General features: G+C 65.2%; 22 protein-coding genes. 7 read left to right on the top strand and 15 right to left on the bottom strand.

The annotated features are described in order from the left end of the window. Entirely contained in the window at positions 1-891 is an 891-nt protein-coding gene (locus J3489_RS13660; protein WP_206998843.1) for a LysR family transcriptional regulator, read from the bottom strand. A gap of 144 nt (positions 892-1,035) precedes the next feature. On the opposite strand from J3489_RS13660, the gene J3489_RS13665 reads away from it, so the two are divergent. Beyond that, complete coding sequence (locus J3489_RS13665) at positions 1,036-1,761, top strand: pirin family protein (RefSeq protein ID WP_206998845.1); 726 nt, start codon at positions 1,036-1,038, stop codon at positions 1,759-1,761. 74 nt (positions 1,762-1,835) lie between these two features. Further along, positions 1,836-2,249, top strand: coding sequence for a DoxX family protein (locus tag J3489_RS13670; RefSeq protein WP_206998846.1), 414 nt, complete (start codon positions 1,836-1,838; stop codon positions 2,247-2,249). Positions 2,250-2,405: 156 nt separating this feature from the next. Here the strand turns inward: J3489_RS13670 and J3489_RS13675 are convergent, their stop codons facing one another. From J3489_RS13675 to J3489_RS13735, 13 genes are all read right to left on the bottom strand, one after another. Beyond that, positions 2,406-3,359, bottom strand: a complete 954-nt coding sequence (locus J3489_RS13675; protein ID WP_206998847.1) for a GlxA family transcriptional regulator — start codon at positions 3,357-3,359, stop codon at positions 2,406-2,408. 16 nt (positions 3,360-3,375) lie between these two features. Beyond that, entirely contained in the window at positions 3,376-4,476 is a 1,101-nt protein-coding gene (locus J3489_RS13680; RefSeq protein ID WP_242540018.1) for a patatin-like phospholipase family protein, read from the bottom strand. Between the two features lie 222 nt (positions 4,477-4,698). Next, positions 4,699-5,019, bottom strand: a complete 321-nt coding sequence (locus J3489_RS13685; protein WP_206998849.1) for a hypothetical protein — start codon at positions 5,017-5,019, stop codon at positions 4,699-4,701. A 332-nt stretch (positions 5,020-5,351) separates the two neighbouring features. Next, entirely contained in the window at positions 5,352-5,705 is a 354-nt protein-coding gene (locus J3489_RS13690) for a Rieske (2Fe-2S) protein (RefSeq protein ID WP_206998850.1), read from the bottom strand. Between the two features lie 12 nt (positions 5,706-5,717). Continuing rightward, on the bottom strand, positions 5,718-6,812 hold the full coding sequence (locus J3489_RS13695; RefSeq protein ID WP_206998851.1) for a branched-chain amino acid ABC transporter permease: 1,095 nt from the start codon (positions 6,810-6,812) through the stop codon (positions 5,718-5,720). Between the two features lie 10 nt (positions 6,813-6,822). Continuing rightward, complete coding sequence (locus tag J3489_RS13700) at positions 6,823-7,698, bottom strand: branched-chain amino acid ABC transporter permease (RefSeq protein WP_242540004.1); 876 nt, start codon at positions 7,696-7,698, stop codon at positions 6,823-6,825. Then, on the bottom strand, positions 7,695-8,402 hold the full coding sequence (locus J3489_RS13705) for an ABC transporter ATP-binding protein (RefSeq protein WP_206998852.1): 708 nt from the start codon (positions 8,400-8,402) through the stop codon (positions 7,695-7,697). Before J3489_RS13705 ends, J3489_RS13700 begins: the two co-directional genes overlap by 4 nt. Before the next feature lies 1 nt (position 8,403). Further along, positions 8,404-9,126, bottom strand: coding sequence for an ABC transporter ATP-binding protein (locus J3489_RS13710; protein ID WP_206998853.1), 723 nt, complete (start codon positions 9,124-9,126; stop codon positions 8,404-8,406). Between the two features lie 54 nt (positions 9,127-9,180). Further along, positions 9,181-10,479 carry an ABC transporter substrate-binding protein gene (locus J3489_RS13715; protein ID WP_206998855.1) on the bottom strand — a complete coding sequence of 433 codons (1,299 nt, stop codon included), beginning with the start codon at positions 10,477-10,479 and terminating at the stop codon, positions 9,181-9,183. A gap of 48 nt (positions 10,480-10,527) precedes the next feature. Continuing rightward, entirely contained in the window at positions 10,528-11,991 is a 1,464-nt protein-coding gene (locus J3489_RS13720) for an aldehyde dehydrogenase family protein (protein ID WP_206998857.1), read from the bottom strand. 95 nt (positions 11,992-12,086) lie between these two features. Beyond that, entirely contained in the window at positions 12,087-13,082 is a 996-nt protein-coding gene (locus J3489_RS13725; RefSeq protein WP_206998861.1) for a hydroxyquinol 1,2-dioxygenase, read from the bottom strand. A 34-nt stretch (positions 13,083-13,116) separates the two neighbouring features. Beyond that, positions 13,117-13,608 (bottom strand): cupin domain-containing protein, encoded by a 492-nt coding sequence (locus J3489_RS13730; RefSeq protein ID WP_206998863.1) that lies wholly within the window; start codon positions 13,606-13,608, stop codon positions 13,117-13,119. Between the two features lie 157 nt (positions 13,609-13,765). Next, positions 13,766-14,731, bottom strand: coding sequence for a LysR family transcriptional regulator (locus tag J3489_RS13735; RefSeq protein ID WP_206999033.1), 966 nt, complete (start codon positions 14,729-14,731; stop codon positions 13,766-13,768). 142 nt (positions 14,732-14,873) lie between these two features. Here J3489_RS13735 and phaP point away from each other — a divergent pair, with 142 nt between their 5' ends. Both phaP and J3489_RS13745 read left to right on the top strand, forming a co-directional pair. Continuing rightward, positions 14,874-15,299 carry a TIGR01841 family phasin gene (phaP, locus tag J3489_RS13740; protein WP_206998864.1) on the top strand — a complete coding sequence of 142 codons (426 nt, stop codon included), beginning with the start codon at positions 14,874-14,876 and terminating at the stop codon, positions 15,297-15,299. Positions 15,300-15,514: 215 nt separating this feature from the next. After that, positions 15,515-15,754 (top strand): hypothetical protein, encoded by a 240-nt coding sequence (locus tag J3489_RS13745; protein ID WP_206998867.1) that lies wholly within the window; start codon positions 15,515-15,517, stop codon positions 15,752-15,754. A gap of 315 nt (positions 15,755-16,069) precedes the next feature. On the opposite strand, the gene J3489_RS13750 is transcribed toward J3489_RS13745, so the two are convergent. Continuing rightward, positions 16,070-16,450, bottom strand: coding sequence for a phage protein NinX family protein (locus J3489_RS13750; protein WP_206998868.1), 381 nt, complete (start codon positions 16,448-16,450; stop codon positions 16,070-16,072). 260 nt (positions 16,451-16,710) lie between these two features. Here J3489_RS13750 and J3489_RS13755 point away from each other — a divergent pair, with 260 nt between their 5' ends. The 3 genes from J3489_RS13755 (at position 16,711) to J3489_RS13765 (ending at position 19,450) form a co-directional block, all read left to right on the top strand. Continuing rightward, positions 16,711-17,394: a class I SAM-dependent methyltransferase gene (locus tag J3489_RS13755; RefSeq protein WP_206998870.1), complete on the top strand. Its 684-nt coding sequence runs from the start codon at positions 16,711-16,713 to the stop codon at positions 17,392-17,394. Between the two features lie 184 nt (positions 17,395-17,578). Next, positions 17,579-18,871, top strand: coding sequence for a D-amino acid dehydrogenase (locus J3489_RS13760; protein WP_206998872.1), 1,293 nt, complete (start codon positions 17,579-17,581; stop codon positions 18,869-18,871). A 93-nt stretch (positions 18,872-18,964) separates the two neighbouring features. Beyond that, positions 18,965-19,450 (top strand): universal stress protein, encoded by a 486-nt coding sequence (locus J3489_RS13765; RefSeq protein ID WP_206998874.1) that lies wholly within the window; start codon positions 18,965-18,967, stop codon positions 19,448-19,450. The last annotated feature ends 66 nt before the right edge of the window (positions 19,451-19,516 follow it).

Raw genomic sequence — 19,516 nt, forward strand, 5'->3', positions numbered from 1 at the left:
TCAAGCACCCAATCGCTTCGCCAAACGCTCGCGCAAGAACTGCGTCAACGCGCGGATCGTCACCGAGCTTTGACGATGCTGCGGATACACGGCATAGACCGCAAACGACGACAGCGAAAAGTCCTCGAGCACTTCGACGAGCTTGCCGCTCGCCAGCGCCTCTGCGACGATGAATTCCGGCAGCCGTGCGATGCCGAGCCCTGCGATCGCCGCATCGCGGATCATCTCGCCGTTGTTCGCGCGCAGCGGGCCGCGCACGTCGAACATGCGGCGCGTGCCGTCGACGGCGAACTCCCACCCCGACCGCCCTTCCTCCCCGTACAAGAGACATGCATGGCGCTCCAGATCGGCGGGCGCAGCCGGCGCGCGGCGCCTGCGCTTATAGCCGGGACTGCAGCACGCGACCATTCTCACGTCGGCGAGCTTTTGCGCAACCAGCGTCGAATCGGCGAGCGTGCCGATCCGCACGGCCATGTCGAAACCCTCGCCGATCACGTCGGCGACGCGGTCGCTCAATTGCACGTCGAAGCGCATATCCGGATGCGCGCGCAAAAACTCGGCGACGAGCGGCGACAGGTGAATCATGCCGAACGACATCGGCACGCTGATGCGCAGCAAGCCGCGCGGCTCGGCGCGCTGCGCGGACATCGCCTGCTCGGCCTCGGACACTTCCGCAAGGATGCGCCGCGCGCGCTCGTAGAACTCATAGCCGAGATCGGTCACGGCGAGCTTGCGCGTGTTGCGCACGAGAAGCCGCGCGCCGAGGCTCTCTTCGAGCGCCGCGACACGGCGGCTCACGAACTGCTTCGATAGCTGCAGACGGTTCGCGGCCGCCGTGAAGCTGCGCGCATCGACCGTCGCGACGAAGATCCGCATGTCTTCCAGTTGCATCCCGTGCCTCGGCTTATTGTCAACTTCAATGGGACATTGATTCTCATAGCGACGCGATTATATGCCCGTTGATTGACCTAAACTTTCGTCAACGCATCAGGGCAGCGTTTCAACGATGCCCTCAACGAAACAACGGAGGTTTTGATGATCGAAGTCCGCCACGCCAGCCAACGCGGCCGTGCCGAGCACGGCTGGCTCAGCTCGCGCCACTCGTTTTCGTTCGCCAGCTACTACGAACCGCAGCAACTCGGCTTTTCCGACCTGATCGTCATCAACGACGACCGCGTCGTGCCGGGCCGCGGTTTCGGCAAGCATCCGCATCGGGACATGGAGATCTTCTCCTATGTGCTCGAAGGCGCGCTCGAGCACAAGGATTCGATGGGCACGGGTTCGGTCATCGTGCCCGGCGACGTGCAATTGATGAGCGCGGGCACCGGTGTCGCGCACAGCGAATACAACCCTTCGGCAAGCGACCCTGTGCATTTCCTGCAGATCTGGATCGTGCCGTCGGAGAAAGGCGCAACGCCGCGCTACCAGCAAAAGAACTTCTCTGCTGCGGACAAGCGCGGCACGCTGCGGCTCGTGCTCTCGCCCGATGGCGAAGGCGACTCGCTCGCGTTGCGGCAGGACGCACGCGTCTACGCCGGTCTCATCGACGGCGACGAGCGCGCGCGCCTGCAGTTGCGAGCCGACCGCTACGCGTATGTGCATGTGGCGCGCGGCTCCGTCGTGCTCAACGGCGTGCGTCTGAACGAAGGCGACGGTGCACGCGTACGCAACGAGGACGCGCTGACTTTCACGGAAGGACGCGACGCCGAAGTGCTCGCGTTCGATCTGCGCAACAACGAACGCTCGGACATGTACGCCTGATCTGAACACGTATCGACTCTGCATTTGAATCGAAACCCGCTAACTGGCTTTCACTGAATACTTAAGGAACGAACATGAGATACGCCCTCTTTGAACAACGCAAGGACGCGATCCTGCTGGCTGCGCGCGTGCTGTTGATGGTGCTCTTCGTGCTGTTCGGCTGGAACAAGCTGACCGGCTTTTCAGGCACGGTCGCCTATATGGCGACGACCGGGACGCCCGCGCCGGAATTGTCCGCGGTCATCGCGGTCGTGATGGAGTTGATCGTCGGCCTTGCGCTCGCGATCGGCTTCTATGCCCGTCCGCTTGCACTCGTGCTCGCGGTCTACACGCTCGCCGCCGCGTTCATCGGCCACCACTTCTGGAACATGACGGGCATGGTCGCGTACGACAACATGATTCACTTCTACAAGAACGTGAGCATCATCGGCGGCCTGTTGTTGCTGACCGTGACCGGCCCCGGCAAGTACTCGCTCGATCGCAAGTAAGTCCCGGCGGCTCGGCGTCTCGGCGCCGAGAATCCACGCGTAGCTCGAACCGGCGCGCGCGGCCGGTCCCGGCGAGGCGGCTTTCGAACCCGTTGCGCCGGATTGCGCCGTGCCCTGTGAGAAATCGTCGTCCGGCATGGTGCGCGTCCTTGCGCGTCAGGACGGCAGCGGCTCGGCGGCGCCCCGTGCCGCGCGGCGAATCACCTGCGGGGGCTGGCCGAACGCGCGCAGGAACGAGCGGCGCATGCGCTCGGGGTCGCCGAAACCGGTGTCGCGCGCGATCACGTCGATCGGATGGCGCCCGCTCTCGACCATCAGCCGCGCCGCCTCGACGCGCAAATGCTCGATCGCCTTCGCGGGCGTCTGCCCGGTCTCCGCGCGGAACACGCGGTTGAATTGACGCGGACTCAGGTGCGCAACGTCCGCCAGCCGCTCGACCGACAAATCGGCATGCAGATTCTGCTTGGCCCAGACGAGCGCGGTCTGAATCCGGTCGGACTTCGGCTCCAGTTCGAGCAGCGCGGAGAATTGCGATTGCCCGCCCGCTCGGCGGTGATAGACGACCAGCTTCTTCGCCACCGTCCTCGCCACCTCGGCGCCCATGTCCTTCTCGATGAGCGCGAGCGCGAGATCGATGCAGGACGTCATGCCGGCAGAAGTCCAGATCGGGCCGTCGATGATGAAGATGCGGTCCTCATCGAGCTGCACCTTCGGATACGCGCGCCGGAAGGCCGAGGCGAAGTACCAGTGCGTCGTCGCGCGCCGGCCGTCGAGCAGGCCCGCTTCGGCGAGGCTGAAGGCGCCCGTGCAGGTCGAGCCGATCCGCCGCGAAACCGGCGCGGCCGCCTTCAGGAACGCGACGAGGGCAGGCGCGGGCAGCGAGGCTTCGTTATCGCCGACGACGAGGATCGTGTCGTAGCGGCTGTCGTCGAACGAGATCGTATCGACCGCAAAGCCCGCCGAACTGCGCACGAGTCCGCCGTGCTCCGACAGCAGGCAGAACGCGTACACGTCCTCGCCGGCCGTGGCGTTGGCGAATTCCAGCACCGTCGTCACCGCGAGATTGATCACCTGAAAGCCGGGGTACAGCACGATTCCGATGCGCAACATGATGCTCCGCCTGAATTCAACACTCGACGCCACGCTCCATCCGATGGACCGCGATCCCCTCCATCGGATCGGGTGCTTCCCGCCACGGCGCGCGCTGCAGCATGCGCAGCGTGTCGTCGTAGCCGACGGCCCAGCGGCGCTCGATGCCGCTCGACGAGAAGTCGATGTCCTTGTGCAGCTCGTCGCCGCCGAAACAGGGCGCGTCGAGTTCGATCACCTGCATCGTCGTGCCGCAGCCCCACGCGAGAAGCTCCTGAATCGCAGCCGAATCGCGCTCGCTGTCGGGAACGTGCTTGCCCAGCTCGCGAATCACGTGGCGCAGCCGGTGGATCTGCCGCTGCCGCTCGAGGTGGCTTTCCGAGCGGCTCGAATACTGGATGTCGCGCTGCCGCCCCATCGCCTGCCAGATCGACACCGGCTCGGGTCCGCGCGCGGGCCACAGTTGCACCGCGAAGATCACGGAGCTGCGGCGCGGATGATCGTCGAGCACCGCTTCGAGCGGCGTATTCGAATAGATGCCGCCGTCCCAGTACGTTTCGCCGTCCACGCGCACCGACGGAAACCCGGGCGGAAACGCCGCCGAAGCCATCACGTGATCGACGGAAAATGCGGCGTCGCGATTCGTGAAGTAGCGCATCCGTCCATTCGCGACCCCCACCGTGCCGACCGTCAGGCGCATCGCCTTCTCTTTCGCGTTCAGATAATCGAAGTCGACGAGCGCGCTCAGCGTCTCGCGCAGCGGCTCGGTCGAATAGAACGCGGCCTTGTCGAGTCCGACCGGCGTCTGCAGGCCGAACCACGCCTCGGGACGCGGCGCGAAGAAAGGCGCGATGCCCTGCGTCACGATCGCGACGTTGCGCAGCCAGTCGTCCCAGAGCGGAAACCAGCCGCCCGTCGCGCTGCCGGGATACGCTACGCGCCGCCAGAACTCCTTGAGCCGCACGAGCCGCCGCTCGCGCGGATTGCCGGCGATGATCGCGCCGTTGATCGCGCCGATCGACGTGCCGATCACCCAGTCGGGCTCGATGCCCGCATCGTGCAGCGCCTCGTAGACGCCCGCCTGATACGCGCCGAGCGCCCCGCCGCCTTGCAGCACGAACACGATCTGTCCGGGCATGTCGGCGCACGCCGACGGGTCCGGCTCACCCTGTTGCTCCGGCGACGGCCCGTTGCGGCCGCTCGGTGCGTCCTGATTCATGAACTCCTCCGGGGATGAAACGAAGTTGTGTGGACGGCCCGCGCCGGGGGCACAAGCGGTTTGCCGCAAGAAGGACCCGCGTGCGAGGCATCGCACGCATAGCATAAGCGAGCGGCGCCGGATTGGCGCTCAAATCGATTGTCAGTTCGTTGGCTGCTGCGTCCGCACATAGGTCCGAACGCCGGCCAGCGGCGATCCGTACTGGCCGGATTCGGCGTTGTTCGGCAGGCCGTTGACGAGCTGGGCGCGCGGATCGGCCGGATTCAGGTTCAGCTCGCCCGCCTGCTGGTTGCCGTGCGTCGGATACTCGCTGCCGAGCGCGGCATTCGGCATCAAGCGCGTGCTGTTCGCGGGTGCGTTGATGTCGTCTTGAGGGCTCAGCCCTTGCGCGTACCCGTGAGCCGCGATTCCGCACGCTGCCATGCACAATGCAACGCGCAGCACCACCGCCAATCGTTTCATGTTCGCCTCCGCCAAAGAGGAAAGAGTCACAACAGGGCCGCGCCAGGCAATCGATCCCGATTGACGCCGGCACAGACCACCGTGGAGATACGCGCCGCAAAGGCCGGCGGATTCACCTGACGCTGCGTCGGATTGTGCGGCCTTCGCGGCGGCCTGCATGAAAGGAACTATAGAGGCTTGCTAAATCCATGACACCCGATTCTCTGCTGGCGCGTGATACGGTCATCACATTGATGGGAGACTCGGTTGTTGGCCGAGATCAGACCTCGGCGTTCGACTGTTTGAGGCCGGAATGTCGACCTCAGACCTCGGCGTTCGACTGTCGACTCTCCTCACGTTTCTTTGAAAATCATGCGCCCGTCGACGCGAATCGCAACGGCCGTCAGCGCGGCGCCCCGGCAAGGACCGTCGACGCACAGGCCGTCTTCGAAGCGGAACATCGCGCTGTGATGCGCGCACATCAGCAACTCGGCGTCATACGCCCAGAACGTGTTCGGCTCGTAGTTCAGCGGAATCGAAAAATGCGGGCACACGTTGCGGTACGCCCATGCGTTCTCGCCGCGCCGCAGCACGACGACAGGCGGCAGGCCGGGACGCTCGGGCGGCACTTCGAGCGCGCCGCCGTCGGGAATGTCGTCGAGCGCGCAGAGCGCGCCGATTTCAGGATCGAGATTGGGTGCGTTCATCGCCGTGCTCCGTCACGCACGCCGATGCGCGGCTGACGGCGCATCGAGCGCCCCCGCCACGCCGTTGGCCGACGCTTGCGGCGCGGCCTCGTTCTCGAGAAACACGACGCGCCGGCCGACCGGAAACAGCTGCAGGCCGAAACGCTGCGACACGAAGCCCCACAACCCTTTGGGAAAGCAGATCGTGACCGCGATCGCGAGCAGGCCGAGACCGATCAGATACCAGGTGCCGTAGTCGGACAAGAACTTGTTCAGCACGAAGAAGACGAGCGCGCCGACGAGCGGCCCTTCGAGCGTCCCGATGCCGCCGATCAGCACGATGAAGATGCCGAACGCAGTCCAGTTCACCGAGAAGGCGGCGTCGGGCGAGATGCGCAGATTGCCGATGAAATAGAGGCCGCCCGCGAGCGCCGCGCCGCATGCCGACACCAGGTAGACGACGAGCCGCGAACGCGCGACGTCGACGCCCTGGCTCGCGGCCGCGACCGGGTTGTCGCGCATCGCGGTGAGCGCGAGGCCGGCCTTCGAGCGCAAGAACGCATACGAGAGTCCGATCGCGGCCGCGACGATTCCGAGCGCAAGCCACAGCGTGAGCGATTCGCGCGTCGCGCGCGAGAAGGACTCGAGCGCGATCAGGCTCGTGCCCGACCCGCCGCCCAGCGCCGAGACGTTCGCGAACGCGAGACGGAAAACTTCGGCGATCACCCAGGTGCCGATCGCAAAGTACCCGCCCTCGAGACGAAACGCGACGAGCGAGACCGGCAGCGCCACGACGACGGCGACGAGGGCCGCGACGGGGACGGCGATAAACGGCGAGACGCCGCAATAGGTGGACAGGATCAGCATCCCGTACCCGCCGATGCCGAAAAACGCCTGCTGTCCGATCGACACCATCCCGCCGTAACCGGCCAGGAGGTTCCACATCATCGCGAAGACGAGATACGACGCGAGCTGCACGAAGTCGTGCATCGCTTCGCGCCCGGCCCACCACGGCCCGCCCGCCACGGCCAGCGCGGCGATCAGCAAAGCGAGGATCGCAACCCGGCTCGCGCGTGTCGCGCGCCGCACTTCGAAGCCGGCTGCCGGTCTCTGAAGAAGCGTGGTCATGTCGGCACCTTTAGGCAGTCTTGGCGGTCTTGGGAACGAGCCCCTGCGGCCGGACCACCAGCACGCAGAGAAACACCACGTGGCCGAGCCAGATGCCCCAGCCCGGATCGAAATAGAAGCCGGCCTGCTGCGCGACGCCGAGCGCCATGCCGCCCGCGACCGTGCCCCAGAACGAGCCCATGCCGCCGATGATCACGGCCTCGAACGCATAGAGCAGCAGCGCAGGGCCGTCGGTCGGCGAGACCGCGGTACGCATCGCATAGAGCGCCGCGGCGGCCGCGATCAGCACGAAGGCGATGCCCATCGCAAGCGCGTAGGTGCGGCGGTACGAGACGCCCATCAGCTGCACGATCTCGCGATCGTCCGAGGTCGCGCGAAACGCGCGGCCAAGCGGCGTGCGGCCGAAGAGCCACTGCATTGCGAAAGCGAGCGCGAGCGTCACGGCGAGCGTCACGAGCGGCAGGCAGCCGACCGAGAGCCCGCCGCCGAGCGCGAGGCTCTTCGCTTCGAAGCTGCCGGTCGAGATCGCGCGCGGGTCCGCGGAGAACACTTGCTGCAGCACGTTCTGGATCACGATCGAGAGGCCGAACGTGACGATCAGCGAAGGCAGCGGATCGCGGCTGCTGACGCGGTTCAAGACCGCGTACTGGAGGGCATATCCGGCGCCGAACGCGATCGCCGGCAACAGCGCGAGCGAGACCGCGAGCGGCAGCTGCGCCACGCCCGTCAGCGCGAGCAGCACGAACGCGAGCAGCACGATGAAGTCGCCGTGCGCGATGTTGGTGAGCCGCATCACGCCGAACACGAGCGACTGCCCCATCGCGAAGAGGCCGTAGAGCGCGCCGAGCAGGATGCCCTGCACGACGATGTTGATCACGGTGTTCATGCGACGGCTCCAAAGTAGGCTTGCGTGATCGCCTCGTCGGAGACGTCGGCCGACACGCCCGAGAGCGACACGCGCCCCTCCTGAAAGCAGTAGAAGCGCGACGACACGCGGCGCGCGAGCTGCACGTCCTGCTCGACGACGATCGCGCTCATGCCTTGCGAGACGATCGACGGCAGCGCCGCGTAGATCTCGCGCACGATCACAGGTGCAAGGCCGAGCGAGAGTTCGTCGCACATCAACAGATCCGGATTGCTCATCAGCGCGCGGCCGATCGCGACCATCTGCTGCTGGCCGCCGGAGAGCGCGGTGCCCAAGTGATGACGGCGCTCCTTCAAGGCCGGAAAGAGGGCATAGACGGCGGCGAGGTCCCAACGCCCCCGCCGCTTGCTATAGGCGCCGAGCAGCAGGTTCTCCTCGACCGTGAGGCTCGCGAAGAGCCGCCGGCCTTCGGGCACCAGCGCGATGCCGCGGCCGACGATGCTCGCGGCGCTCGTCCCGCCGATCGGCTCGCCGCGCCACAGGATCTGATCGGCGCGCGTGCGCTGCAGTCCGGCGATCGATTTCAGGAACGTCGACTTGCCCGCGCCGTTTGCGCCGATCAGCGCGATCACCTCGCCGACGCCTACCTTCACGTCGACGCCGAAAAGCGCCTGGAAATCGCCATAGAACGCGGTCAAGCCGCGCGTTTCCAGCAGTGTTGACATATCAGGCCTCCAGTCCGAGATAGACGCGCTTCACTTCGGGGTCGTCCATCACCGCGTTCGGCAGCCCCTCGGCAAGCTTCTTGCCGAAGTTGATGACGAGCAGGCGATCGGCCACCGCAAGCAAGGCATGAACGACGTGCTCGATCCAGACGATCGTCACGCCGCGCTCCTTGGCGCGCTTGATTTCGTCGACGAGCGCGTGCGTTTCCGGCTCGGTCAGGCCGCCGGCGATCTCGTCGAGAAGCAAGAGCTGCGGGCGCGTCGCCAGCGCGCGCGCCAATTCGAGACGCTTGCGGTCGAGCAGCCCGAGCGTGCCCGCAAGCTGGTTCGCGCGAGCCTTGAGCCCCGTGCGTTCGAGCACGTCGACGCACACGTCATAGGCGTCGCGCTCGCTTAGCTCGCCGCCGAACGTCGCGCCGACGAGCAGGTTCTCGAACACCGTCATCCCGCCGAACGGGCGCGGCACTTGATACGAGCGTCCGATGCCCGCCGCGCAGCGGCGATGCGGCGGCAGGTGGCCGACGTCCTGGCCGTCGAACTCGACGGCGCCCGCATCGGGGCGCGCATCGCCGCTCACCAGGTTGAAGAGCGTCGTCTTGCCCGCGCCGTTCGGGCCGAGGATGCCGTAGGTTTCGCCGCGCTCGACTGCGAAGCTGATGTCGTCGGTCACGGTCAATGCGCCATAGCGCTTCGAGACGGCCGACAGTTTTAGAACGGGGCTCATCGCAGTTCTCCGGAGTGCGTGCATGTCGCTTTGGCCGATCAATCAGCCGATCAATCAGCCGATCAGCTTGAGCGGGCCGGAAAGCGGCACCATCGGCGCAAGCTGGTGGTTCACGATCGCGAGATCGAACGGATGCTGCCGGCCTCGCACCCACTGTCCGCCGACGAGCGGCGTCTTCGCCACGTTCTTGACCGGGCCGCTGCCCCACGCGATACGGCCCACCAGCGTGTCGAGCTGCGTCGCTGCGATCGCGTCGCGAATCGCTTCGCTCGAGTCGACGTCATGCGCGCGCTTGAACGCGTCGACGGCGACTTCGAAAAGCGCGTGCGCGAAGCCGATCGGCTGGGTCCATTGCTTGCCCGTGACGCGCTCGTAGTCGGCGGCGACCTGGCCCGCGCTCTGCCCGGTCAGCGACGATCTGAACGGATGCGACGGCGACCACCAGACTTCCGTCGAGAGGCCGTCGCCGAGCTCGCCGAGCGCTTCGATCGAGGTCGGGAACAAGAGCGCCTTGCCGATCGAAATCACCTTCGGCTTCAGGCCCTGCTGGCGCGCCTGGACGAGGAAGTTCTTGGCGTCCGGGGGAATCACGACACCGGTGATGATCTGCGCGTCGGCGCCTTTGAACGCGGAGATCTGCGCGGAGAAATCCTGCGTCATGCTTTGAAAGCGGCCCGGGTCTTGCAGCTTGAAGCCCTCTTTCGCAAGCACGGGCGGAAATCCGAGCCGGGTATCGCCCCATGCGTTGCCGTCGCCGTCGTTCGGGAACAGGCCGCCGACGCTGCGGTTGGTCGCCACCGACTGCCACATGCCCGTGTAGACGGCGATGACGTCTTCGAGGCCCCAGAAGAAGTGATACGTGAAGCGAAAGCCTCGCTTCGGATCGCCCTTGCGGCCGAAGAACCACGGCTGCCACGGCACCACGGTCGACACGCACGGTGTCTCGTTCAGCTCGCAGATGTCGCTGACCGGGTTCGCCGTTTCGGGCGTGCTGGAGACGAGCACGATGTCGACCTTGTCGCGCAGGATCAGGTCGTTCGCCACTTCGGCTGCGCGGTTCGGGTTCGACTGGCTGTCCTTGACGGCGATCGATACCGGATAGGTCCTGCCGCGGATCGCGATGCCGCTTTTCAGCCTCGTCTGCATCTGCCGGATCGTGAAGCGGTCGGCTTCGCCGAACGGCGCGAGCGGACCCGTTTGCGGGGACACGTAGCCGATCTTCAGGGTTCGCACGCCGCCCCCGAGCGCGAGCGGCGAGAACGTCGACAGCGCGGGTGCCGCCGCGGCGAGCGCGCCGCCCGCCGCGACGCGGACGAAGCGGCGGCGGCCGGCATCGAATGGATGTCCGTCCATGGTTGTCTCACTCCGGATGTCTTGCTGTGTCGATACGTTGTCGACGCCTCAACGCGGAAAGTAAGCGGGAATCTGCGCATCGACGTTGACCCAGACCGATTTCGGCTGCGTGTATTCGCGCATCGCCTCGAAACCCATCTCCCGGCCGTAGCCGCTCGCGCCGACGCCCCCGAACGGCGAGGCGGGGCTCACGCGCTTGTAGCAGTTGACCCACACCATGCCCGCGTGAAGCTCGCGCGCGACGAGGTGGGCGCGTTGCAGGTCGCGCGTCCAAAGCCCCGCGCCGAGACCGTACTCGGTGCCGTTCGCGATCGCGAGCGCTTCCTCGTCGGTGCGAAAAGTCGCGACCGTCATGAACGGCCCGAACACTTCTTCCTGCGAGACGCGGTCTTCGGGCTTCGCCGCAACGATCGTCGGCTCGACATAACAGCCGCTCGCGAGCGCCGCGGCATCGGGTGTCTTGCCGCCCGTCAGCACGCGGCCGCCCTGTTCCCTCGCGATGTCGACATACGACAGCACGCGGTCGCGATGCTGGCTCGAAGTGAGCGGGCCCATTTCCGTCGACGGGTCGAGCGGATCGCCGATCTTGATGGAGCGTGCAAGCGCGACGAATTTCTCCAGGAGCTCGTCGGCGACCGCTTCGTGCACGATCATCCGCGAGGCCGCGATGCAAGCCTGCCCCTGGTTGTGGAAGATGCCGAACGCCGAGCCCTGGACGACCGCATCGAGATCCGCATCGCCGAACACGAGGTTCGCCCCTTTGCCGCCGAGTTCGAGCTGCACCTTCTTCAGATTGCCGCTCGACGCCTGCACGATCCTGCGGCCGACGGCCGTCGAACCGGTGAACGCCACCTTGCCGATCTCCGGATGCTCGGCAATCGACTGCCCCGCGACGCTGCCGAGCCCGGGCAGGATGTTGACGACGCCCGCCGGGAAACCGACTTCGGCCATCAGCTCGGCAATCGCGAGACTCGAAAGCGGCGTCAATTCGGCCGGCTTCAGGATCACGCAGTTGCCGGCCGCGAGCGCCGGCGCCATCTTCCAGCTCGTGAACATCAGCGGGAAATTCCACGGCACGACCTGCCCGACGACGCCGACGGGCTCGCGCGTCAGATAGTTCAGAAAGCCCGCTTCGACCGGAATCACCGAGCCTTCGAACTTGTCTGCCATGCCGCCGAAATAGCGGAACGTCGCGGCGGTGCGCGGCACGTCGAGATTGCGCGTGTCGCGGATCGGGTGGCCGGTGTCGATCGATTCGAGCCGCGCGAGCCGGTCCGCGTTCGCTTCGATCGCGTCGGCGAGCTTGAGCAGCAAGCGCCCCCGTTCCATCGCGGCGAGCTTGCTCCACTTGGGAAACGCGGCCTTCGCGGCGGCGACCGCGCGATCGATATCGGCCGGCCCGGCCATCGCCACCTCGGCAATCACCGAGTTGTCGTGCGGATTCAGCGAGGCGAGCGTCTCGCCGTTTGCGGCCGGCACGAATTGGCCGCCGATGAAGAGTTGCGTTTGCATATCTGTCCTGCGTCGAAAAAAACTGGACGTGACATCCCCCGCGGCGCCGGCAATCCGGCGCCGTCCGGTTCTGGAAAACGGGGGATGCCTGCGCGTTACATCTGGATCGGATACGGCGGCAGCTCGCCGCTTTCGTAGCGCTTCGGCAGATCGGGCGTCGCGTTCTCCCAGACGAGCAGCATCGAACGCTTCTGCGAATAGCCCTTGTGACGGATGTCGGCCGGCATCGCGGCGATGTCGCCCGCGTTCATCGTGATCCGCGCGCGCGGCTCGCCGCTGTCCTTGTCCGCAACGTCCCAGACGATCTGGTCGGAGAGCTGCAAGAACCACTCGACGCGATCGTTGCCGTGGAAGATCGGCAGCACGAACTCCTCGGTCGTCGGGCAGAAGAGACTCTGCTGGCACACCGACGTGACCGACGGATTCCACGTCACGTCCGAGCGCGACAGGTACTTGAAGAGGCTGAACGCATGCAGGTCCTGTTCGAAGCCGGGTTCGGCGTGGATCTCCGGTTCGTCCTGCGCGACGTCGGCAAACTGGCGATTGACGGGAAAATCGTCGCGCAGCGGCGAATCGCCTTCGAGGCCCGGCATGCGCTTCGTTGCGATCCGCGTGCGTTCGATCGCGGCGATGTTATCGCCATGCTTCACGCCGAACGCCGAGCCGGTTTCCTCGGGCGCCGCGAACGGATCGAAGCCTTCGTTGACCCAGTCCTTCAGGATGGCTTTGAACGTCGCCATGATGAGCGGCGTGTCGAACTGCTGCGTATAGTCGGCGCCGGCTTCCTTGAAGCTCGCGTTGTAAGTGCCGGCGTACATGTCGACCTTGCCGTAGTGATTGCGCGTGCCGAGCACTTCGTCGAAGTTGACCCAGCCGTAGAAGAAGCCCCACGCGACGTCGCGCATCATCGCGCGCAGGAAATCGTCTGCGTGCATCTGGTGCGAGCGGGTCTGGCCGTTCGACGGCCATCTGACAGTCACGAAATACGCGTCGCGGCTGAACTCGAAATCGCCGAGCTTGAATACGCGGTAGCCCGTGACCGGATCGGGCGTGGACGCGGTCACGTTTTGCAGGCCGGTTGCTTTGTCCATGATTGACTCCTGGTGATCGAATCGCGTCTTGCGCTCAGTGGATGCAAATCTCGGCCCACTTCTCGACCGAGCACGTCCCGAGAATCGTCTGCACGAGCAGCACGCCCTTCCTCACGGCTTCGAAGCGGTACGCGGCGCCCGCGGGCAGCAGCGCCTGATGGCCGCGGCGCAGCCGCACGTATCCCATCGGCCGGCCCGGCGGCTTGCCTTCGAGACGCACCGTGCCTTCCGTCCTGGCGTCGACGAGCGGACCGTCGGACGGCTTGACGAAGTGCACGTCGACCTCGCCGTCGAGCACCACGGCAAACTCGTCGTGCGATGCAGCAAACCAAGGCGACGAACCTTCGGCGCGCAGCGCTTCGATGACGTACTTGAGGTTCTTGCCGACGACCACTTTTTCGAATGGCGCCGAACGGCTCGCCACTTCGAACACGTTCGACATCGCGTAGTGCTCGGGTTTGCCCTTGATGATTTCGATGGAGCCTTTCCGATAGTGATCGAGGCTGCCGAACCAAGTGTCTTGCATGTCTTCCTCCGTGGATCCGCAAATGGGTTGCTTCGTTGGACCCAAGATTAGGAGGCGATGCGAGCGGCGGCAATGGTCTGAGGTTCGCGATTCGCGAACCATGAGTGCATCAAAAACCCGCCAGGGGAAATACCTAAAGGAGAACCCGGACGAACGCTCACTCTTCGGCGAGCTCCTCGTCGACGCTCTTTGCTTCATCGTCCGCCGGGACGATGCCGAGCGCCTTGTCCCACTGCGGCTCGCGCAGATACCGCGCGCGCAGGAAATCGACGAAGGCCTTCACTTTGGCGGTCGTCCGGTGCGAAGCGGGATAGACCGCCGAGAGCCAAAGCGGCGGCGCCGCATAGTCCGGCAGCACGCGCTCGAGACGCCGCTCGAGCAGATCGGCGGCAGCGACCATGGTCGGCAGGTAGACGACACCGGCGCCGGCGCGCGCGAATTCGAGCAGCAAATGCACGCTGTTGGTCTTCAGCACCGGATTCAGTGCGATTTCGAAGCACTCGTTGCCCTTCATGAGCGGCCACTTGTCGCCCCACGGGTAGTACGAGTAGCGGGCGAAGTCGTGCCGCAGGAGATCGAGCGGCGTCTCGATCACGGGCTCTTCCTTCAGATAGCCGGGCGCCGCGCACAGCACGCCGCGCACCGGAAAGAGACGCCGCTCGACGAGCAGGTTCGAGGCGGGCGGATAGATCTGCAAAGCGAGATCGAAGCCTTCCTGGACGGGATCGATCACGCGGTCGTTGACCGTCACGACGAACTCGACGCGCGGGTACGTGTTGCGGAATTCGATCAGTGTTTGCGAAAAGTGCCCGAGCGCAAACCCGGGCAGCACATGAATGTTGAGCGTGCCGGAGAGCGATCGCGGCGCTTCGCGCGCGCGTCCCGACAGATCGTGGACCTTGTTCACGAGCTCCGCGCACTCGCGGTAATACGTCTCGCCGCATTCCGACAGCCTCACGGCGCGCGTCGAGCGATGAAAGAGCGCCACGCCGAAATGGTCTTCGAGCTGCTTGATGCGCAACGTCACGACCGATTTGGACACGTCCAGCTGCCGTGCCGCCTTCGCGAAGCTTTGCGCCTCGGCCGCCCGCACGAACGCTTCCATCGACATGAAAAGGTCCACTGTGTGCCCCGCGCATGGGTTGAGTGCCACATCCGTTCCGCTCATTCTAGCGGCCTTCGGCGCACGAGGCGCGGTACCATGTACGGTGTGTCTGCCTCACCTTTCCTCAGCTTTCTCAACGCAGTCCTTCGGAGCAGCGATTATGGAAACCACCAATCCCAACAGCCTTTTCGCCGAATACGCCAAGATGATCGAGAAATTCAAGCTCCCCGGCATCGACCTCTCCGCCGTTCTGGAATCGCAGCGCAAGGACATCGAGGCACTGGCCGCGGCGAACGCAACGGCGATCGCGGGCATGCAGACGCTGGGCCAGAAGCAGGCGGAAATCCTGCAAACGACGATGACCCAAGTACAGTCGCTCGTCACCCAGCTCAGCACTTCGGGCGCCGCGCCTTCTTCCGGCGCAGGCGAACTGGTGCAACAAGCGTTGCATAAGGCGCTCGCCGACATGCAGGAGCTCGCCGACACGGCTTACAAGACGCAGTCCGATAGCTTCGCGGTGGTCAGCAAGCGCGTGCAGGAGCACGTCGAGGAACTGAAGGCGCTCATGCAGGCGAAGAAGCCCTGAACATCGGACGTCGGCCCCACGGCTCGGTGGCACCCCATGAAGCAAGGCGGGAGCGAATGAACGACCCCCACGCTCACATTCGTTCGCTGCCCCCGCCGGGCCGCCCCAAGGGAGGCAGCGATGCCTGACATCGGCGCCCCGCAATCGCGTGAACCGCGGCGCCCCTCCCAGCCTCGACAACCACCGATACCCACCAAGCGTCGACGGAGGTTGCTATGACGCATTGCACCGTTATCGAAGAAGGCGGCTATATCGGGCACTGCACGGCGTCCGAGTCGGCGCCGGGCGTGTGGGAAGCGTCCGTTTTATTCGAGCGCAAGAGTGATCTCTCGCACACATTCGTGAACGCGATGCGGCATAAGATCCCCAAGAAATTCGAAAGCCGCGACGAGGCGATGCGCGCCGCAGTCGCCTACGCGACCGAGCGCGCGCAAACCGGCGACGTCGGGCTTTAGATCGATCGTCTGTGTGACAAGTACGTTGCGGGACGAGGCGGCGGGTGCTGGACGCCGGTTGATAGGCGATGCGTAGTGTTCCGAGAGTTAGTCAAACGCGAATACTGTTTTGCGTTTCAGGCCAATTATCGGCAGCGCTCTAATCGCTAAACTAAATCCAAAACAGAGCCTCGGGGACCATGACCATGTTGACCGCCTTTTTCGTTGCCAGTCCGTTCGCAATAGCCGCGCTGTTTGTGTTCGCGAAGTTCGCCGACGCGCGGACTGGAGCCGCCGATCGCGACCTGTAGCGCCGGCGCCGCGAAAAACGCGCGTCTACCCGTCGGACATCTCTTCGTCCGGCACTTCGTCGCCGAACCGCACGCCCACATAGCACCGCATCGCGGCAATCAACGCCGTTGCGCCGGTGTGTCCGATATTCATCCTGGCAGTCTCGATCCGGTTCCCCGCGCCCTTCTCAGCGCCCCAGCAATCGTCGAGCTTGACGATGCTGATCCCTTCGCGATCAATGATCGGACCCCCTTCGTTCCAGTCCGTCGACGGCGCAAAAGCCGCGTCCACCGCGCTCTCGGGATCGCCGTCGCAGGGCGGCTCCTCGACCCAGCAAAGTCCGTCGTCGACGCGCGGCTTGGGAAGCTCGGCCGCGCGAGCGACCCAGTAATCGAGCCACGCACCTTCCAGTTCTGATATCCGCATCGTTGCTCCTTTGCAATTGTCTGCAGTGTACCCCTGCTCGGTGTGGCGAATATGTCAACGACTGCATGCGGCATCCGCGGCCTGCCGCGCCCGCGCGCTCGCCATGCCCTGCACCGGCGAGCGCGAATTCGTGGCTTACAGGCACTGGCTTTTGGCCCAAGAAAGCTAGGATGCCTCGTTGCCCGCTACCTCGCGCAGAGGCAAGATCACCCGGACATGGGAACTCGCATCGCTGGCCAAACTTTCGGGGTCTTTAGATAATGCGCGACATCTCGTATGAAGAACAAACCGTCATGTCGTCGAATCCGCTGGCGCGCTACGCCCATCGGACCCGGATGGCCGTCGCGCTGGAGCTCGTGAGCCAGCATTGCCCCCAATACGGAACCGTCGTCGACTTCGGCTCCGGGCCCGGCCTGCTTCTGCACGTGCTCGGCGAGTTGCGCCGGGACATCGTGCTCATTGGCTACGATCCCTACATGTCGCCCGTGCATCCGGAAGTCCGCTACGCCGATTCGATGCATATGATCGATGAGGCATCCGTCGACGTTCTGACTGCGTTCGAGGTCTGCGAACACCTGTACGCGCATGAAGTCGACCAATTGCTCGCCGACGCGCTGCGCATCCTGAAGCCCGGCGCGCCGTTCATCGTCTCTGTGCCGATCATGTACGGCCTCGCGACGATCCCGAAAGTGATGAACTGGATGATGCGCCAGCGCACGCTGCGCACCGAATACAGCCTCGGCGAGATCCTGATGTCTGTGGCGGGTGTGCCGGTGACGCGCCCCGAGAACCCGCGCATCACGCACAAGGGATTCGACTTCCGCGAGCTGCGCGACACCATCGCGACGCAGCTCAGCATCGAGCGGGTGCGCCACAGCCCCGCTTCCTGGCTGCCCTGGTGGCTTAGTTCGCAGTACTTCATTATCTGCAGAAAATCTTCATAGCCTCGCCGACGTCTCCTCGCGCGGCTCCGCTGCCCCTCATGCTGGCCTGCCGGCCATTAAGGTAATACGATAGCGACGACGATGATCGCGCCCGTCTCGGGCCGACGTTCGATCGCTAAGCGCTTAACTCAACGCATTTCGAACCATCGAGCGCTATCAGTTCACCCACTTTTGCGGAGCAGCAATGCGAGTTGTCGTCTTGGGTAGCGGCGTCGTCGGCGTGACGAGCGCCTATTATCTTGCGCGCGCCGGGCACGAAGTGACCGTCATCGACCGCGCGGCCGGGCCGGCGCTGGAAACCAGCTTTGCCAATGCCGGCCAGATCTCCCCTGGCTACGCCGCGCCGTGGGCGGCGCCCGGCGTGCCGCTCAAGGCCGTCAAATGGATGTTTCAAAAGCACTCGCCGCTCGCCATCCGGCCGGACGATGCCGACAAGCAATTCCAGTTGCAGTGGATGTGGCAAATGCTGCAGAACTGCACGGCCGAGCGCTATGCGGTCAACAAGGCGCGCATGGTGCGCCTCGCCGAATACAGCCGCGACTGCCTGCAAGCGCTGCGCGCCGGCGCCGGGATCGAGTACGAAGGCCGCACCGGCGGCACGCTGCAGGTGTTTCGCACGCAGCAGCAGCTCGACGGCGCGGCGAAAGACATTGCGGTGCTCAAGGAAGCGGGCGTGGCATATGAACTGCTGATGCCTGCCGAACTGTCCCGTGCCGAACCGGCGCTTGCGGCGAGCGCGCACAAGCTGACCGGCGGCCTGCGCTTGCCCGGCGACGAAACCGGCGACTGCCAGCTGTTCACGACACGGCTCGTCGCGCTCGCCGAGCAGCTTGGCGTGACGTTCCGCTACGACACGCTCGTCGACGCGCTCGCGATGGAAGGCGGGCGCATTGCCGGCGTGCGGCACGGCAGCAAGCTCGTGCACGGCGACGCGTTCGTCGTCGCGTTCGGTTCCTATTCGACGAAATTTCTGGCCGGCATCGTCAAGATTCCGGTGTACCCGCTGAAGGGCTATTCGATCACCGCGCCGATCGCGGATGCCTCCAAGGCGCCGGTTTCGACCGTCCTCGACGAGACCTACAAGATCGCGATCACACGCTTCGAGCAGCGGATTCGCGTGGGCGGCATGGCCGAGATCGTCGGCTTCGACAAAGCGCTGCGCGAGGCGCGCCGCGAGACGCTCGAAATGTGCGTAAACGACCTGTTCCCGGGCGGCGGCGATACCGCGAATGCGACGTTCTGGACCGGTCTGCGGCCGATGACGCCGGACGGCACGCCGATCGTCGGCCGCACGGCCGTGCCGAACCTGTTCCTGAACACGGGACACGGCACGCTCGGCTGGACGATGTCCTGCGGCTCCGCACAATTGCTCGCGGACCTCATCTCCGGCAACCAGCCGGCGATCCGCTTCGACGACCTCAATGTGTTCCGCTATTCGGACGAACCCGCGCCCCCTCCGGATTTCGAATTGGCCTGACGCCGGCTGCCGGGCCGCGTCGCAGCGGGCGTGATCGCCAGCGAGCCGAGGGGTATGATGGTCAATACTGCCTATGTCATAGCAGGAGCCGCCATGAACAAGGTATTGGTCGGTTATGACGGGTCGGAGTCCGCCCGTCACGCCGTGAGTTTCTCGGTGGATCTCGCGAAGCGGTACGGAGCGAGTCTCTATGTCCTGGTCGTGGCGCGAACGCCGGATTGGGGCGCGCTCGAGTACGAACGGATCGACGTGGTCGAACACGAGGTGCGGCACTGCGAGGAGATCCTGGCCGAGGTCAAGTCGAGGCTCGGCGACCTGACGCTGCCGGTCCAATTCGATCTCGTGGTCGGCCAGCCCGCCAAGGAGATCGTCCTGTATGCCGAGAAGCACGGCATGGATCATCTGGTCGTCGGCCATCGCGGACACACGCTCTTCGACCGCTGGCTGATCGGCTCCGTCGCGCGGCAGGTCATTGCCTACGCACCGTGCGCCGTCACGATCGTGCGCGACCGCTCCGCCGACAAAGGCATGCAGGCAAAAGCCGGCCATCGCGCCGAAACCGAAACGCCTCTGATTTGAGCGCCGGGCGTCGGCGAATGCACGGATTCGATACGATTCGCGCAGCCCCCCTATTTGGCAGACGGC

It is taken from the genome of Trinickia mobilis, assembly GCF_017315705.1.
GTDB classification, from domain to species: domain Bacteria; phylum Pseudomonadota; class Gammaproteobacteria; order Burkholderiales; family Burkholderiaceae; genus Trinickia_A; species Trinickia_A mobilis.

What these genes read in the sequence shown, in the direction of transcription:
- J3489_RS13705 (WP_206998852.1), bottom strand. Translation starts at nt 8,402, where the DNA reads ATGTCAACACTGCTGGAAACGCGCGGCTTGACCGCGTTCTATGGCGAT.
- J3489_RS13745 (WP_206998867.1), top strand. Translation starts at nt 15,515, where the DNA reads ATGACGCATTGCACCGTTATCGAAGAAGGCGGCTATATCGGGCACTGC.
- J3489_RS13755 (WP_206998870.1), top strand. Translation starts at nt 16,711, where the DNA reads ATGCGCGACATCTCGTATGAAGAACAAACCGTCATGTCGTCGAATCCG.
- J3489_RS13720 (WP_206998857.1), bottom strand. Translation starts at nt 11,991, where the DNA reads ATGCAAACGCAACTCTTCATCGGCGGCCAATTCGTGCCGGCCGCAAAC.
- J3489_RS13690 (WP_206998850.1), bottom strand. Translation starts at nt 5,705, where the DNA reads ATGAACGCACCCAATCTCGATCCTGAAATCGGCGCGCTCTGCGCGCTC.
- J3489_RS13695 (WP_206998851.1), bottom strand. Translation starts at nt 6,812, where the DNA reads ATGACCACGCTTCTTCAGAGACCGGCAGCCGGCTTCGAAGTGCGGCGC.
- J3489_RS13685 (WP_206998849.1), bottom strand. Translation starts at nt 5,019, where the DNA reads ATGAAACGATTGGCGGTGGTGCTGCGCGTTGCATTGTGCATGGCAGCG.
- J3489_RS13680 (WP_242540018.1), bottom strand. Translation starts at nt 4,476, where the DNA reads ATGCCCGGACAGATCGTGTTCGTGCTGCAAGGCGGCGGGGCGCTCGGC.
- J3489_RS13750 (WP_206998868.1), bottom strand. Translation starts at nt 16,450, where the DNA reads ATGCGGATATCAGAACTGGAAGGTGCGTGGCTCGATTACTGGGTCGCT.
- J3489_RS13715 (WP_206998855.1), bottom strand. Translation starts at nt 10,479, where the DNA reads ATGGACGGACATCCATTCGATGCCGGCCGCCGCCGCTTCGTCCGCGTC.
- J3489_RS13760 (WP_206998872.1), top strand. Translation starts at nt 17,579, where the DNA reads ATGCGAGTTGTCGTCTTGGGTAGCGGCGTCGTCGGCGTGACGAGCGCC.
- J3489_RS13700 (WP_242540004.1), bottom strand. Translation starts at nt 7,698, where the DNA reads ATGAACACCGTGATCAACATCGTCGTGCAGGGCATCCTGCTCGGCGCG.
- J3489_RS13725 (WP_206998861.1), bottom strand. Translation starts at nt 13,082, where the DNA reads ATGGACAAAGCAACCGGCCTGCAAAACGTGACCGCGTCCACGCCCGAT.
- J3489_RS13665 (WP_206998845.1), top strand. Translation starts at nt 1,036, where the DNA reads ATGATCGAAGTCCGCCACGCCAGCCAACGCGGCCGTGCCGAGCACGGC.
- J3489_RS13670 (WP_206998846.1), top strand. Translation starts at nt 1,836, where the DNA reads ATGAGATACGCCCTCTTTGAACAACGCAAGGACGCGATCCTGCTGGCT.
- phaP (WP_206998864.1), top strand. Translation starts at nt 14,874, where the DNA reads ATGGAAACCACCAATCCCAACAGCCTTTTCGCCGAATACGCCAAGATG.
- J3489_RS13675 (WP_206998847.1), bottom strand. Translation starts at nt 3,359, where the DNA reads ATGTTGCGCATCGGAATCGTGCTGTACCCCGGCTTTCAGGTGATCAAT.
- J3489_RS13660 (WP_206998843.1), bottom strand. Translation starts at nt 891, where the DNA reads ATGCAACTGGAAGACATGCGGATCTTCGTCGCGACGGTCGATGCGCGC.
- J3489_RS13765 (WP_206998874.1), top strand. Translation starts at nt 18,965, where the DNA reads ATGAACAAGGTATTGGTCGGTTATGACGGGTCGGAGTCCGCCCGTCAC.
- J3489_RS13710 (WP_206998853.1), bottom strand. Translation starts at nt 9,126, where the DNA reads ATGAGCCCCGTTCTAAAACTGTCGGCCGTCTCGAAGCGCTATGGCGCA.
- J3489_RS13730 (WP_206998863.1), bottom strand. Translation starts at nt 13,608, where the DNA reads ATGCAAGACACTTGGTTCGGCAGCCTCGATCACTATCGGAAAGGCTCC.